The sequence below is a fragment of the Streptomyces sp. NPDC052101 genome (assembly GCF_040680235.1).
Classification (GTDB): Bacteria; Actinomycetota; Actinomycetes; order Streptomycetales; family Streptomycetaceae; genus Streptomyces.
Window position 1 is genome coordinate 1 of sequence record NZ_JBFAWH010000056.1, and the last position, 14906, is coordinate 14906.

The following is a 14906-nucleotide window of genomic DNA, read 5'->3' on the forward strand; positions in this document are numbered from 1 at the left end:
GTCAAGCTGGTGCAGCACCGCCTCATGCAGGCGGCCCCAGACACCGGCTCTCGACCAGATCAGAAACCGCCGGTGGGCCGTCGACTTCGATATGCGATCTCCCACAAGCCGTCCGGAACAATCCAACTCCATGGACGCCGCCCCATGAACAGGCCAACGACGCCTCACCACGTAGGACACGGTCTTAGTCGCAGGTGGAGTGGTAGGGCAGCGCGGAGAGGTACTGCTGCCACTGCGGGCGGGTCGGGGTGTCGGTGTTCGCACAGATCTGCCGGATGGTCTGGCCTGCTCCCAGCGGCCACAGTCGTACCGTGTCGTCCCATCCGCCGGTGGCTAGGGTTTGGCCGTCCGGGGTAAATGCCAGTGAGGTGAGCGCCAGAGTGTTGAAGCCGAAGGGCTGGCCGATCACGGCAGGGTGGGCCGGATCCGTAACGTTCCACAGGCGCACGCCGTTTCCGCTGGTGGCGAGGGTGCGTCCATCGGGACTGAAGGCTATCGCGGTCACGCGGCTGGGGTAGCCGCTGTAGCCGCTGAGCGGCCGACCGAGGGGGGTGGGGTGGTTGTGGTCGGAGATGTTCCACAGCTTGACGTCGCCGTCGCCGGGCCCGCCGGCGATGAGAGTGTCGGTGACCGTGGCGAGGGTGCGACCGTCCGGGCTGAGCGCCATCACGCCGGCCCCGCCGGTCAGGGGCGGCCCGGAGCGGGCTGGATGGTTCGGATCGGTCACATCCCACAACTGAACCTTGCCGGAGGAGTAACGGTCGGCGATGACGAGGGTGTGCCCGTCGGAGCTGAATACGAAGTTGGTGAATATGAAGGAGGTGTCCCTGCCCCCGTCGCTGGTGATCGGTCGGCCGCGCGGTCGGGGATGTACGGGGTCGGACACGTCCCAGGGCCTTACGCTGTGGTCGCCACCAACAGCGACGGTGCTGGTGGCGGTGGCGAGGGTGCGGCCGTCGGGGCTGAACGCCACCGACTCGACGCCGGACCCGGCACCTAGGGGGAAGTTGATCTGGGTGAGGATGGTGGGCTTGGTTGGTTTTGTGAGGTTCCAGAGGAACATGCGCTCGTCGCCGTTGGCGATGGTGGCGAGGGTGCGGCTGTCGGGGCTGAACGCCAGGGATATGACGGTGTTGGTGAAGCCGTGGATCAGGCAGAGGGGGGTGGGGTGAGCCGGATCGGATGTGTTCCACAGTCGCACGGTGTGATCGTTGGAGGCGGTGGCGAGGATGCGGCCGTTGGGAGCGGACACCGTGGAGGTGACGGCGGCGGTGTGACCGGTCAGCAGCGCGGTGGGCAGGTGCCACAGCCGCACCGTGGGGTCACTGCTGCTGGTGGTGGCGACAGTGCGCCCGTCGCGGGCGAACGACATGGAGTCAATCCGGGTGGTGGCGCCGGCCAGGGGTGGGGCGATGGACGTGGGATGCGCGGGGTCGGCGATGTTCCACAGCCGGAGCGTCTGCTCGTCGCCAGGGGCGGCGAGGGTGCGACCGTCTGGGCTCAACGCCATCGCATAGAGATCACCGAGGTAGCTCGACACGGGACCGCCCCACGCGACCACGTGGGTCGGGTTGGCCACGTTCAACAGCTGCACGGTGCCGTCATGGCCGGTGGCGAGGGTGCGGCCGTCCGGTGTGAATATCGCGACGCCGATAGCGGTCCAGATCTTGCCGAGCGGAACGGCGTGGGCGGGGTCCGTGACGTTCCACATCCGCGCCCCGTCATCCACGGAGGAGGTGACGAGGGAACGGCTGTCCGGGCTGAACGTGACGACGTTGACTGCGGACGCGTGCTTGAGAGGCTTGCCCAGCGGGACCGGGCGGGCGGGGTCCCTCACGTCCCACAGTTGTTCCTCCGTGTAGCTGTCGGTGCCGGTGGCCAGCATGTGCCCGTCAGGGCTGAACGCCAGTGGACTGCCGCCGCCGGTGTGTGCGAGGGCGGTGCCGAGCGCGCGGGGACGGGCTGGGTCCGTGACATCCCACAGTCGTACTCCCGCGTTGCCCGGGACCGGACCGGAGGATGTGGCGAGTTTGCCTCCATCGGGGCTGAACACCATCCAGGCAGCGCCAGGAACCTGGAGGGGCTTGCCGAGCGGGACGGGATGTGCCGGGTTCGTCATGTCCCAGAACTGCAACGTGCCTTTGTCGTGGTCCTCGCCGATGGCAGCGAGGGTACGGCCGTCGGGGCTGAACGCCGCCTTACTGATGCTGCCGGAGAAGTCGCTCAGGGTGGTGGACAGCGGCCTGTTCGCGTCTTCGATCAGGCGCGTATAGCGGTTGCCGGTGGGGTTCAGGCGGTATGCCTCGATGTCGATCCTGGCGGCGAGCGATGGGTCGGTGGCGCGTAACTGATCCGCTCGGGCTGAGACCTGGCTGATCAGCGCGGTCTGCTGCTGGGCCTGGGCAAGGTCGCGCTGGTGGAGGGCGAACGCCCCAGCCGTCACGGCGGCGAGGACGAGCGCTGTAACGGCGATGCGGCCGGTGCGGAACCGGCGGGCGTACCGATCGGCCTCTCGCAGTGTGGAGGCGAACCTCACCTCGCTGGGACGGGGAGCCGCTGCGGAGACTTCGAGCCGGTTCGCCTCGGGCGCCACCAGCCGAAAGCCCTTGCGGCGCACGGCAAGGAGCTTCGCGTCCAAGCCCGCGACCCTGAGCAAGCGGCCGTCCGCGTCGAGAGCGCCGGTCACCGCAGTGCGCGGGCGCAGTCCGTAGAACACATCGCGGAGCCAGCCCGCACCCGGCCGCCGCCGAAGCACGGCCCGGAGCCCGAGCGCGAAGGCCACGCCGAGCGACGGTCCCTCGATCCGGTCGGGAGCGACAGGGTCGTCCGACAGGACGATCCGCCACACCACGCAGCGGCCTTCGCGCTGCGGACTGGCCAAGAGCCAGGCCGCGCCCAGTGCTGCGGCGAACTGGCCGTTCGAGCTGCGCACTCCGTCCATCGTCCGTGGGTCGGGATACAAACCCGCAGGCCCCGGGGGGAACTCCCGCAGTTCCAGGATGCCGGTGACACCCTCAGCGGGCGCCGCTTCATCGCTTGGTCCGGATGAGCGGCCGAAGACCACGGGGACCCGGGCGACAGGACGTCTGCGCGGTGCGATGCCCGCCATCATGAGCGCGGCGATCACAAGAAGTCCATCGGCAGCCGACGACGGTCGGCCTGGAGCTGTGGATTGGCGCAGTTGCTGGCTCCGTTGAGGGAGCGCATCGATCCTGCCGGCGAGTCGGGGCGAGAGTTCGGAGAGTTCCTTTCCGGAGGGCTGCGTGGGCCCAGGAGCGGCTTCGGGGCACAGCAGCCCGCTGCCTTCCCATGCCCCCAGCAGCCGCAGCAGTGCGGGGTCATGCTCCTCGGCACTTTCCCTCGGCGCGACCAGCGCCCTGGCCAGGAGGAGGGGGTGATCGGCTCGCACCACAGCCGCGTGTTGCTGGTCCGATGCGGTCGCCCCGAGCCAGGCGCACAGTTCCTCACAGTCGCGGCCAGCGAGCCACGCCGGATCTTCACGAACCGCCTCGCTGCAGCAGTTCCACCACAGCGCCGACTCGCCCAGCAGCTCCCGGACTGCGGCCTGCGGGCCGGATGCGGATGCGCGCTCCAGCACATTCTCGACCGTTGTCAAAGCCGTGGGGCCGCCACGGGGCCCCGGCCAGCGCCAGCCCGTTCGTCGGGCCGGCGCAGCCTCCGAGGGGGCTCCATCCCGAGTACTCGCGCGATGCCCCGGTCCCGATGCCCCGGTCACCGCAGCTCCTGGTCGATGACGCGACGCACACCGGCGTCCGAAATCAGCGCCCGCACCTCGCGCCAGGCATCACGGGTCGCATCATTGAGCGAGGCACCGATCGACAGCGCGACCGTCGCGACGTCCCATGCACTGTCCGGACACACCGGAACCGGTACAGAGGCCGTCCACCCCTCCCCGACGAAGCCCGGGAGCCGGACGTACGAGGCAGCAGGGCCAAAACGCCCCCGCACCACGGGCACGAGCAGCTCCCGCTCAAGACCGGCCCCGCCCTCGTACCTGACCGCCGTCATCAGTGGCGCGGCGCCCTCGATGCCGCGCACGACGAGTTCCAGGCTGTACCCAGGGACGGAGTCCCCATGGCTGCGCACGAGAAACCGAGCCGCGCCGTCCGGGGACCATGCTTCAAGCAGCACTGTGTCGTTTCCCGCGGCGGCCAGGCCGCTGGCCTGCGGAAGCTGCGGGAGAGAGAACCAGCCCGGAGCGAGCGGCCTGGTCCGTGACCGATCGCGCACGGCCCCAGTCGTCGGATGGTTCTCGGCCGGCCGCCCCGGGAGGACGGACTCACTGCCGAGGTGTCTGGAGGGCAGGTCCGCACCGATGAACGACGCCCAGAACCGCTGCCACAGCGTGTACCCCTCGCGTGCACGAGCCCCTGTCGGAGGGCGGTGGGCAACCGTGCCACCGGTAAACGAGTGCCAGGAGCGCCGGGCGACTGAGCCGACGGTCATGACGACGCCTCCCCCCGGACGGGAGCTGTCCCCGCTCCGCCGGGCCCGCGGAGAGCCTCGGTTGGGGTGGTCGCGCGACCGATCTGAGCCAGTAGCGCCGGCGCGGAGGCTCCCACGGTCACCGCCGCGTAGATACCAGTGACCTCGGTATGGAGCAGCCACCCGGCCACGCCGCCCAGCGCCACGCGCACGAGTGCGGCGAGCGAGTCCGCGAGTGGATCGACGAACCTGCCGAGCGGTGGGAGCGAGGCATCCGTCGCCCGTGCCATATGTCGCGCCTGCTGCCAGCTGTGTAAACGTCCGTAGGTGACGACTGCTTCGGCGATCAGCCCACCGCCCGCACCGGATGCCACAGCCTCGATCCACGTCACCCGCCTGCCCCCAGCCGACCTCATGTCGCAGTGCCTGAACGCGAGTTAGCGTACGCCCCGGCGTGATCGTGCCGAGGCGGTTCTCCCTACGCCAGTGCGGCGGCGTTCAGGCTGGCGAGGCGCTGCCGGTGATCATCGGTGGGACGCGGTTCCACTGTCCGTTGGTGTAGTGGACGAGGGCCTCGGTCGTGGGGGCGATGAAGTTGATGGTGCAGCTGTCGTGGTTGTGGTCGCACAGGCAGGTGCACCGTTTGCGGTCGACTTTCCATCCCATGCCGGTGGGGCCGTCGCCGAGGAGGCGGATGATGTCGGGGCAGGGCGGGCCGTCGGTGGTCTCGAGGCAGAAGTCCGGGCCTGAGTTCCAGGCGCTGGTGGAGTTGAGCGGTCCGGGACCCTCGGTTGCCCGGATGCGCCGCAGCACGGGGGAGAAGAGCGCTCCGGGCTGGAGTCGTGATGATCCTTCCGCCTCGTACGCGGCGCGTTCCAGCTGTGTCCAGTCCGGCTGCTGGAGCAGGCTCTGGTATTCGGCGTGCATGCGCTTTACGACGTGGTCCCACCAGTGGGGACGAATCCGGTGAGGGGGATCCGGGCCGGCATCGACGGGCGGTAGAGGCACACGGTTCGGCCTTCGCGTCGGTAGCGGAGGCCGGGAACGCCCGTGATGCCATCACGCGGCTCACCGATCTCGCCGGTGAGCCGGGGCAGGAGGGCCTCGGCCCAGTACCAGATGATGTAGGGGGCGTTGAACAGCTGGTTCGTGGCCTGGCCGGGTTCGGGGTGCAGGCGGACGATGCCAATTGGGTGGGCGAAGAGGCCGCCCATCTGGCAGACGTTCAGCAGGACGTCGGCTCCGAATTGGGCCTGCTCGGCGTGCCGGGCGGAGGGAATGCCCAGCACGCTGCCGTTCGCGGGCAGCAGGGGGATCAGGGACTGATGGGTCTCGCCCGTGCTGCGGCGCCGGTCTGCGGTGGGTGCCAGGGGATGAGGGTGCGTCGTGCTTGTTCCACGCCGTACCGGCCCCCGGCGGTTGGCGATGAGTCGACGAGTGACGCACTGAGCCGTCTACTGACGGGCTTCTGACCGTTCCGCGGCGAAGGTTCTGCGGGGGTGGTTCCTTCACGCGGCCAGGCGCCCGTGGGCCCACCGGAGATCACAGCCTGTTCGCTGGCACCGGACAATCCCGGCACGCTGGCAAGCCGCTTCGACTTCGTCCGGTTCATCGGAGTTCGTCAACTCGCAGCCAGCTCCCGACCGCCGCACCGAGGGAGGAAGCCGCCGTTGCTGACTCGTGAGGAGCGATGGCGACGCTGTTCTTCGCTTTGCGCCTACGAGGTGCGTCAGGGTGCCGACGGAGCGGATGCGGTGGACACTGCGCACCCGTGCGCCTGGGGGCGAGCGGTAGGAGAAGGTCAGGGTGGGGCAGCATGTGCCCAGTTGCCGCTTTGCTCGTGAGGGGACGTCATGGGTTCCATCCGCCGCGCCGTACCGTCGGTGCTGCTCTCCTGCCTACTGCTGGCGGGCTGTTCATCCGGTTCACACTCCGGGCCGGGCACCTCGAACAAGGGCGGCGCGTCGGCGGCGGGGCCGTCTGCGAGTGGCGTGCCTGCCGGTACGGCGAAGATCCCGGTGGGTGCGGGGCCGCAAACGACGTACACGGTGCAGCAGCAGCCGCCTGCGGGCAGCTGCCGCTACCGGTACGAGAAGGGTGAGCCGCTGCCGGACCCGAAGTGCACGCCGGGTGCAATCTCCCCGGCAGTCACCCAGGCGAACCTGGCCACGACCATCTGCCGGAAGGGCGGCTACACCAAGAACATCCGGCCCCCGGAGGCGATCACCAGCAAGGAAAAGCAGGCCAACGCCGCCTCCTACGGCTACAAGGGCTCCTTCAAAGACGCCGAATACGACCACCTGCTCAGCCTCACGGACGGCGGCGACCCGAACGATGCCCGCAATCTGTGGGTGCAGCCGCCCGACCCGGGCCACAAACCGGGCTCGGGCGTGAACAACCTGAAGGACCCGGTCGAGACGAAAGTCCACACCGCCATCTGCTCCGGGAAGGTCACACTCACCGCCGCGCAGAACGCCCTCGTCACCGACTGGACAACGGCACTCAACCGACTGGGTATCGGCTGAGAGTGCGCCCGTGGCAGCCGTGCCCGGCACCCGAGTCTGGGGTGTGCGGGCCGCGCCACACGTCGCATCAGGTGGCCCTCTCGGCTGGTTCACCGCGTAGCAGGTCTGGGCGGGCCCCGGCCATCGCGAAGGCCCGTGTGAGCCCGTCCACGAGGGCTCGGTCGATGCGGTAGAGACGGGCTCGCTCATCCCGCTGGAGCAGCCGGTCCGCGCCTGCCGGGCCGACGTGCCGTTGCATCGCCCGCACGCTGGTCAGTGTTCCGCCGAACGTGGGCCTCGGGATCGGAGTCGTGGGGTGGTGGGCGAAGTACTCCTGAATCTCGTCGAACGAAGCCGTGCCGCCCAGGTCGGTGATCCGGCACAGCACGGCACGAGCCTTGGGCATCAGCGCTGCGATCATCCGAAAGAGCATCTGCTCGCTCCAGCCGGCGCCTATGTCTTCACCGCTGAGGTCCTGCGGGTCGGGGCGTGGCTCCGGGTCTGGGGCGTCGGGCCAGTCGGCAGGAATGACGGGGCGCAGTCCGTAGGCGGCCTGCACGGCGGCGATGGCCTGGTCGTAGGTATCCGTATCGGTGTCGATCGTCAGCCGCACGGCGCCCCTTGCATTGTCGTTGCCTGTCGATGTGTCTTGCCCGGTGGAGATCGCGGACGGTGAACTCTCTGTGTACAGCAGTAGCGTGCGCCCGCGGCCAAAGCCGGGGTCACCTCGCGATGCGCAGATGGTCACGCCGGGCGGTGACCAGGGCACGCCAGCGGTCCCGGACAGTCTGTTCGTCGGCGAGCCAGCGGATGGCGGGCCAGACGGGCCCCGGGCCGAGAACGCCGTCCGCGAAGGCTGACTGTAGGTTGAGTCGCTCCGTTGGCAGTGAGTCCTGCTGAAACTCTGGTTTCCATGCCGCGTTAGCAGTGGGCCGATCGGCTGATCTTTAGCAATCGTGTGGCCCGCCGGGTGGGACCGTGGAGTGAGGCCCGGTTCGGACGGCTGACAGTGGTCTCGCGAGCTGCTCAGTCGGTGGTCTCGATCCGCTTCGGAGCGATGCCCAGGATGAGCTTCTCAAGTGCCTCCGGGGCAGGGCCGAATGTGGCCAGCGAGGGCTTGACAGCGCTGCCGCTGCCTCCAGCAAGGGCCGTGCTGTCGCGCCCGGCCGGCGCCAAGATCGGGACCATGCTGGCGACCGGTGTCCGACGAGGCGGTGGCTGCCAGCATCCGCGGAAGCGGCCTGACCGGGCCCGTGGCAACGCGTGCGCCGGGCCGCGAAGCCTTCTTCGACCGGGAGTGTCGCCTATCACCGCAGTTGGTTGAATGCCTGGTCGGCGTCGGCTACGGCTTCGGGGTGGACGTCGTGGGCGGTTCGACCGTCGGCGATCTTCTGCCAGTTGGTCCGGGCGAGCACCCGTTGGACCGCGAGTACCTGGGCGGCTCGCAGGCGTGCCTGGATGCCTTCGCCGAGGGCGTCCGTCAGTGCCTCCTCGTCCTCGAGCTGGTACCGCGTGAGCCGTCCCGCCAGGCTCGGTGTGGTGAACACCAGCCGATGGAACGCCACCACCTCGGGGTGATCGTTGAGGCCGGTGACGGGGTCGTACCGATCGAGGCCGGACCGGAAGTGCCGGTGCAGGGCCGTCACCGGCTTGATGCCGGGCTTGCGGTCACGTACGACGCGTGCTGCTTCGCCCTGGTGGTCCGCAAACCGGTGCAGCACCAGGTCTTCTTTGGTGGGGAAGTACCGGAAGAGGGTCGGCTTGGAGATCTCGGCCGCCGCGGCGATGTCGTTGACCGAGACGCGGTCGAAGCCGCGCTCCAGGAACAGCGAGACGGCCGCGTCGCCGATGGCGTCGCGCGTCCGCTCCTTCTTGCGGGCCCGCAGGCCTGTCGGCTCACTCATTTGATCAGGGTAACATTTGTAACCGAGTTGCTTTTTTAACCGAGTAATGTTTCTATGGGTGGCGTGAATCAGACAGACATTCCTCCCGTGCTCGTAACCGGGGCGACGGGCCGGGTCGGCCGCCTCGTCATCGACCAACTCCTCGACGCGGGCGTGCCGGTCCGCGCCCTCGTTCGTCGCTCCGAGGCGGCGGCGACGCTGCCGGCGAAGGTCGAGGTCTTCACCGGCGACCTCACTGTGCCCGAGACGCTCGACCCGGCATTGAACGGCGCCGGTGCGGTCTTCCTGGTCTGGACCGCCCCGCCTCAGACCGCCGCGGCAGTCGTCGAGCGGCTGGCAGCCCACGTGCGGCGGGTCGTCTTCCTCTCCTCCCCGCATCAGACGCCGCACCCCTTCTTCCAGCAGCCGAATCCCGTGGCGGTGCTGCACGCCGACATCGAGAGGCTCATCGCGGCCGCCGGGCTTGAGTCGACGATCATCCGGCCGGGGATGGTCGCGTCGAACTCGCTGGCCTGGTGGGCGTCCGCGATCCGGGCCGGCGAGGACATCCGGTGGCCTTACGGCGCTGCCGAGGCGGCACCGATCGACGACCGCGACATCGCGGCCGTCGCGGCGCGGACGCTCTGTCAGGACGAATACGTCGGAGGCGACTACGTCCTTACGGGCCCCGAATCGCTGACCCAGGCCGCGCAGGTGGGCGTCATCGGCGACGCCCTGGGGCACCAGATCGCATTCGAGGAGATGACGCCGGACGAGTTCCGAAGCCTGTCGGAGGGCACAGTGCCCAGCTCGGTCGTGGACATGCTGCTCACCGCGTGGAGCGCGGCGGTCGGACAGCCCGCGTACGTCACCACTGCGGTGGCCGACATCCTCGGGACGCCACCGCGAACGTTTCGCCAGTGGGCCGCCGACCACGCCACCGCGTTCATGGAGGATTCGGAGGGTTCGTAACCTCGTCGACCGCGACCTGCGTCCCCGGCCGCAGCCCTCAGTCGTCCCGGCCCCGCCTCCGGGATGTGCCAGGCACGTGGGTGCGGGAGGCTCAGGCGGCCCGGGGCATCGCGACCCGGAAGATTGCTAGCCGACTGCTAGAGATCGACCGACACTGCTAACGCGAACCCGGAACCTACACTGACGTCCAAGGTTTGTCTGAGTCCCGGATGATCCACCATGTAGAGTGGCACTACCGGCGCGGGGTGGAGCAGCTCGGTAGCTCGCTGGGCTCATAACCCAGAGGTCTTCTCCGAACTAGACCCTGACTGCTGTTAGTGAGCGGTCCTCGGCTGCGTTCGTCCATGCGCATGTTGCTGCCGATGCGTTTCGTCGTCAGCGACGGGGCCCTGGGCCTCGGGGCGCTGGCGAGTTTCGATGTCACTCGATGGTGTGCTCACTGGCCAAGTCTGCTGGTCATCGGCCTGAGGTGCGACTGGGCGAAGTGGCCGAAGTGGCGCGAAGATGATCTATACCTGATGGCCGGACTGACGAAATACTCCCCATGGCACACATCGTGACTCAGGGGAGAATCCATGTCTGACCAGCAGGTTTCGAACGCTTCCCAGCCGTTCAACGTCATCACGCTGACGATCCCGGCCACCGAGGCGACCAATTACTGCGAGGTCTACCAGGTCGAGCCTCGGTACCTCGCCCAGACCCTCAGGCTGGCCGGATCGTTCCAGGGCGCCATTGAGCCGGATGACCTGAACTTCAACTTCGAGGCGGCCCTGTCGATCGCCCAGGGCATCCCCAACTCTGCGGTGGTCAAGACCCTCAACCAGAGCGTGATTCAGCAGACCATCCAGGTCAGCGTCATGGTTGACCAGCTGAAGGAACTCGTCCGTACCGTCCTCGGGATCTCAATCAGCTCTCCTACCTTCTGGGGCCAGGTGACCAGCGCTCTTACCAACGTGTTCACGAACCTTGCGGCGCAGGAGGACGCAGCCTGGCTTTTCTGGAAGAGCGAATCCTCCTCGAACACGAGCTACTACTACAACCTGCTGTTCGCGGTGCAGAATGCCGAGACTGGCGGCGTGATGGCGATTCTGCCCCTTGCCTTCGAGGTCAACGTCGCTGTCCATAAGGAGCGGCTCCTGTTCTTCACTCTGCAGGACACCGCCCGTTATGAGGTTCGTGCGAAGGCCGTCACCCTGGTCCAGCAGCTGGAACACCTTGCGGGCTGATCACACATGACTAGGCCCGGCATGCCCCCTTGCGGAGGTATGCCGGGCCTAGTCATGCGCCGTAGGTTCGGGCAACCTATCGTCTCCAACGTCAACTGGTGCGGACAGCTATCTGGCTGAAGCTGGGGACACCCAAGAAGACTGGTGAGTCTTTCTTCTCCTGGCGTGCATCAAGCTGTGCGATCTTCTCTGCTGCGGCGTCCCGGCTCACTGAGAGGCCCTCGACGTCGCCGAGCCATCCTTCCCTTTCAGCCTCGGCGATCCGGTCATTCAGGTTGTCGCGAATTTCGACAAGTCGCCCTCGTTCGTCGGGGTCCACGATGAGGACTGGGCAGCGAACACAAGCGTGCTCGTGGATGCAGTCGGTTCCGTAGGCTCGGCCGCACGATCCCAACGCCAGTTTGCGCCGCTCGAAATGGTCCAGGAACTCCTTCCATTCTTCGGATGTGACCGCTCGGTATTCTTCGTTCGGTCGAAGGGCGCGACGGCGTGCGATGAACGACCGGTGGGCCTCGATGGCCTGCGCAGGATAGACAGCGTTGTAACCCATGGTCGTGTTGATGTTGCTGTGACCTGCGATGACTTGAGCGATGTGCGGTGGCAGGCCGTTGAGAATGGCGTCTGTGATGAAGATCCGTCGAAAGTCATGGGGTTGGAACTTCAACGGCTTCCCGGCGGCGTCGGTCAATCCGGTCGCCATGAGCACATCGTTGAGGGCGTCGCGGACGGTATTGGACGAGATCGGCCGCCTCTCGCCGGAGACATTCCACTGGTAGAGAAGCGGCATTGGTTCGTTCCAGACCTTCTCGTGGATGTCGTAGCTGTGGATGGAGGGGATCGCCCCGTTCGCGCCGCGAACTCGTGTGACCACCGCGCTGAGGACATCGGCCAGTTCGGGAGTGACCAGCAGCAGCCGTTCCTGGTCTGTCTTCGATGGCGCGATCTGCAGGAGCGGAACGAGTTCGCCGGTGGTGGGGAGCTTGTAGCGGATGATGCTGTGGTGTCCGAGCTCCAGCAGCTCTTCGATGCGGATGCCGGTGTGCCGCAGGATCTCGATGGTGGCCCACCCCCAGAAAGCCCGCTTCTCCTCGGCTTCGAGGTCGCGTCGGCGTCCTGAGGCGTCGTATGCCTGGCCCGTGAAGCCGGCCCGGGAAGTGCTCTTCGGCGCCGTGAACGTCTCTCCGAGGACGGTGAACTGGGCGCCGAGCGGGGCAGCCTGCAGCGCGTCCAGGCAGAGACGTGCCTCCTTGAGCCGACGGTCGGCGGCACGGATCAGCGCAGGCAGGACGGGGAGTCGCTCGCGTGTTCGCTGATCCGAGGCGGTCTTCTGCCGTTGCTTGGTCTTCTTGTCCGAGCAGTCGGCTTCGGTGATGGGGCAAGGAGCTGCCCAGGGGCCCCATCGAGCCGGCTCGTCCAATGCCCACTGTGCGATGTCGAGGTAGAAGGAGCGGACCAGTGTCTTGATCGCCGGTGAGCTGTTGCGCGGCTTGGTCATCTCGACGACCTGGCCGTCAGGCATGCGACGGCGGCGGGTGACCGTGTTGACCCGTGTTTTCCAGGCGGCCGCAATGTCCGGGGCCAGGTGGAGCGAGTCGATGCCTTCGTGGTGATGCTCCAGGTCGGCCCAGAAGTTGTTGGCCAGAGACGTCGACAGGGTGATCAGGGACTTGTGGTCGAGCGAGGGCTGGCGTTCGGTGAGGTAGTCGACGAGGAGGTCGCGGACCGGGCGACAGCGCAGGTGGTAGCGGTCCACCAGTTCCGCCGGGGTCACCTGGCCCGTGCGGGTCTGGAGCCGCAGCAGCGTGGCCGGGGCATCCGGCGGGAACTGGCCGAGGTCACGCAGGGCGGTGTAGGCGATGCGGGTGCCGCGGGCCGCGTCGTGCTTGGTCACCTGGAGCAGGGCGAGGAGGTCGCCGACGACGATGTCCTCGACGTTGCCGCCAAAGGCCGCCAAGACGCGGGCGACCGCTTTGAGGGCCGCGGAGGCGTGCCGCGTGTCCCGAATGTCAGCGGGGAACGCGGCTTCCAGGCGGGCGAAGCCCTCGGGGTCCCGGGCCGTCATCGCCGGACGCAGGGCATTCGACGAACTGGCCGCCAGCCATGCCGGGGACGGGCGGACGACGTCCGCGCAGATCAGCGCCAATGCGCCGGAGGCCAAGCAGGCCGAGGTGGGCCTGCGGCCGATGGTGGGAGTGGCCCATTCGAGGACCGTGCTGTGCCAGCCCGCGGGTGAGAGGGCAGCTGGGCTCGCCTCCCAACTGGCCTGCCAGGTCGAACCCGGAAAAGTCCTGAGCCAGGCCAGGATCGCGCGGGCACCGACCATGCGCGTGAACTGTGCGCTCCTGCCTTCGGCGCGTAGAGGTGTGCGGCCGAGGGAGTCCAGGATGTAGTCGGTGTCGGCTTCGGTCATGTGCCACGTCTCAGGGTTCACACGAGGCGGGAACTTCTGCAGAAGCGTGGCGGCCTCGGCGCCGGCGAGCTTGCGCGTGGTCTCCTGCGGCGCTGTGAGCGTTGCGGTGGTCATGCGACGAGCCCTCCGAAGAGGGTATTTAGCGAGTCCTCGTTGTAGGCGGGGGCTGCGGGAGCCGGCGGCGGGGCGAGCTTCTTCGCCTCCCGCCGGGCGTGATGTGCCAGACCTGCTGAGATGACCTCGTCCCGGCTCGGGCGGAGGTACTTCTGGAGCGTGCGCTGGTCCTTGTGGCCGAGGATGTGCTGAACGTAGACCAGCGACATTTCGGGATCCTCGGTCATACGGTAGGTAGCAGTATGCCGAAGGTCATGGAGGGTCCAGTTCGCGCCCAGGAGCTCGTTGGCGCGCTTGAACATCATGCGGGCCGCGTCGTACTGAAGAGGCCGCCAGGGGTGCCGCAGAGTCCACCACAACGGCTGGTCGCGGCCCCGGGGGACGCCCTTCTTCCAGGCTTCTTCCTGGTAGAGCCGGAGCCAGACGAACGCGTCGGGCGAAGCGGGGAGTTGCTGATAGTCCCGGGTGCCTTTGCGGATCACGCCGATGAGCTGCTGGCCGGGCAGGGCGTCGCGTTCGGTCGCGGTCAGCAACTCCTCCGAGCGGGCGGCGCTGGAGACCCAGAAGGCGAGCAGGGCGCGGTCGCGGTGCGATCGTAGGCCGGCAAAGGCTTCGGTGTACTTGTCGTCCGGTATTCGGCGGGGGATCCGTTCCGGGACGGTCGGCCGGTAGCGGCCGGTCCGCTCGTGCTTGAACTCGTCGGCCGGGTTGTGGTGGGCGTGGGGCCGGCCCTTTCGGCGGTTGCGGTCCAGAGGGAACGGATTGACCAGCAGCTGGCCGTTGTTCAGGCCGAGGTGGAAGTCGTAGAAGGTCCGCAGCACGGTTTCGCAGTGGGCCCGGGTGCTGGGCGCGTACTTCTTGCCGATCGTCGGTTTCCCGGTCACGGGGTTCGGCGTGCCCGGGGCGAGGGCCGGTGGCTTGCGCCGGGGTACCGCTGAGAGGGCCTTGCCGCGGTGCCGCCAATGCACGCGTACGGGCTTGTCGGCGAGCTGCATCCACAGGGTGAAGTCGCGGGCGTCCTCACGGACGGCGCGATCCCACTCGATGCCGTGGGCCCACAGGAATCGCCACCAGCGGAGCAGGTCGTTGCCGTACGAGTACAACGTGGTGGCAGGGCTGTGTGCGGCGAGCAGGTCCTTGAAGTAGACCGCGACCGGTTCGACGCGTCGACCCTTCGGGTCGATGAGCCGGTACGGCTCCCAGACGTCTCCCGTCGATTGCAACCGTCCGATCTCGGGCAGCACAAAGGTCTTCAGATCTCGTTCAAGTGTCCTTGCATCACGCACTGCGGGAACTTAACAGAAACAGCCTCTGACCTGCGAAAATGCTGAAGTTAGTTCGGTCAATACAC

12 protein-coding genes and 1 pseudogene are annotated in these 14906 nt (G+C 67.8%); 3 read left to right on the top strand and 10 right to left on the bottom strand.

Features of this window, described 5'->3' with window-relative positions:
• The 5 genes and pseudogenes from AB0L75_RS41325 to AB0L75_RS41345 all read right to left on the bottom strand — a co-directional run.
• Positions 1-146 (bottom strand): annotated as a pseudogene (locus AB0L75_RS41325) (IS5/IS1182 family transposase); the annotation flags it as partial.
• A gap of 38 nt (positions 147-184) precedes the next feature.
• Complete coding sequence (locus AB0L75_RS41330; protein ID WP_365191437.1) at positions 185-2932, bottom strand: hypothetical protein; 2748 nt, start codon at positions 2930-2932, stop codon at positions 185-187.
• 800 nt (positions 2933-3732) lie between these two features.
• Positions 3733-4059, bottom strand: a complete 327-nt coding sequence (locus AB0L75_RS41335; RefSeq protein WP_365191438.1) for a hypothetical protein — start codon at positions 4057-4059, stop codon at positions 3733-3735.
• A gap of 885 nt (positions 4060-4944) precedes the next feature.
• Entirely contained in the window at positions 4945-5373 is a 429-nt protein-coding gene (locus AB0L75_RS41340; RefSeq protein WP_365191439.1) for a hypothetical protein, read from the bottom strand.
• A gap of 5 nt (positions 5374-5378) precedes the next feature.
• Positions 5379-5735: a hypothetical protein gene (locus AB0L75_RS41345; RefSeq protein ID WP_365191440.1), complete on the bottom strand. Its 357-nt coding sequence runs from the start codon at positions 5733-5735 to the stop codon at positions 5379-5381.
• A gap of 564 nt (positions 5736-6299) precedes the next feature.
• On the opposite strand from AB0L75_RS41345, the gene AB0L75_RS41350 reads away from it, so the two are divergent.
• Positions 6300-6971 (top strand): hypothetical protein, encoded by a 672-nt coding sequence (locus AB0L75_RS41350; protein WP_365191441.1) that lies wholly within the window; start codon positions 6300-6302, stop codon positions 6969-6971.
• Positions 6972-7038: 67 nt separating this feature from the next.
• Here AB0L75_RS41350 and AB0L75_RS41355 read toward each other — a convergent pair whose 3' ends face one another.
• From AB0L75_RS41355 to AB0L75_RS41365, 3 genes are all read right to left on the bottom strand, one after another.
• Positions 7039-7563: a hypothetical protein gene (locus tag AB0L75_RS41355; RefSeq protein WP_365191442.1), complete on the bottom strand. Its 525-nt coding sequence runs from the start codon at positions 7561-7563 to the stop codon at positions 7039-7041.
• Between the two features lie 413 nt (positions 7564-7976).
• Positions 7977-8138 carry a hypothetical protein gene (locus AB0L75_RS41360; protein WP_365191443.1) on the bottom strand — a complete coding sequence of 54 codons (162 nt, stop codon included), beginning with the start codon at positions 8136-8138 and terminating at the stop codon, positions 7977-7979.
• A 119-nt stretch (positions 8139-8257) separates the two neighbouring features.
• Positions 8258-8854, bottom strand: a complete 597-nt coding sequence (locus tag AB0L75_RS41365) for a TetR family transcriptional regulator (protein WP_365191444.1) — start codon at positions 8852-8854, stop codon at positions 8258-8260.
• A gap of 87 nt (positions 8855-8941) precedes the next feature.
• Between AB0L75_RS41365 and AB0L75_RS41370 the strand changes: the two genes are divergently transcribed.
• A complete protein-coding gene (locus tag AB0L75_RS41370) occupies positions 8942-9805 on the top strand; it encodes an NAD(P)H-binding protein (RefSeq protein WP_365191445.1) in 864 nt (287 codons plus the stop codon).
• Positions 9806-10380: 575 nt separating this feature from the next.
• Positions 10381-11031, top strand: coding sequence for a hypothetical protein (locus AB0L75_RS41375; protein WP_365191446.1), 651 nt, complete (start codon positions 10381-10383; stop codon positions 11029-11031).
• A 91-nt stretch (positions 11032-11122) separates the two neighbouring features.
• Here AB0L75_RS41375 and AB0L75_RS41380 read toward each other — a convergent pair whose 3' ends face one another.
• Both AB0L75_RS41380 and AB0L75_RS41385 read right to left on the bottom strand, forming a co-directional pair.
• Positions 11123-13555 (bottom strand): site-specific integrase, encoded by a 2433-nt coding sequence (locus AB0L75_RS41380; RefSeq protein WP_365191447.1) that lies wholly within the window; start codon positions 13553-13555, stop codon positions 11123-11125.
• Positions 13552-14841, bottom strand: a complete 1290-nt coding sequence (locus tag AB0L75_RS41385; RefSeq protein ID WP_365191448.1) for a tyrosine-type recombinase/integrase — start codon at positions 14839-14841, stop codon at positions 13552-13554. Before AB0L75_RS41385 ends, AB0L75_RS41380 begins: the two co-directional genes overlap by 4 nt.
• Between the last annotated feature and the right edge of the window lie 65 nt (positions 14842-14906).

What these genes read in the sequence shown, in the direction of transcription:
- AB0L75_RS41380 (WP_365191447.1), bottom strand. Translation starts at nt 13,555, where the DNA reads ATGACCACCGCAACGCTCACAGCGCCGCAGGAGACCACGCGCAAGCTC.
- AB0L75_RS41340 (WP_365191439.1), bottom strand. Translation starts at nt 5,373, where the DNA reads ATGCACGCCGAATACCAGAGCCTGCTCCAGCAGCCGGACTGGACACAG.
- AB0L75_RS41375 (WP_365191446.1), top strand. Translation starts at nt 10,381, where the DNA reads ATGTCTGACCAGCAGGTTTCGAACGCTTCCCAGCCGTTCAACGTCATC.
- AB0L75_RS41365 (WP_365191444.1), bottom strand. Translation starts at nt 8,854, where the DNA reads ATGAGTGAGCCGACAGGCCTGCGGGCCCGCAAGAAGGAGCGGACGCGC.
- AB0L75_RS41360 (WP_365191443.1), bottom strand. Translation starts at nt 8,138, where the DNA reads ATGGTCCCGATCTTGGCGCCGGCCGGGCGCGACAGCACGGCCCTTGCT.
- AB0L75_RS41350 (WP_365191441.1), top strand. Translation starts at nt 6,300, where the DNA reads ATGGGTTCCATCCGCCGCGCCGTACCGTCGGTGCTGCTCTCCTGCCTA.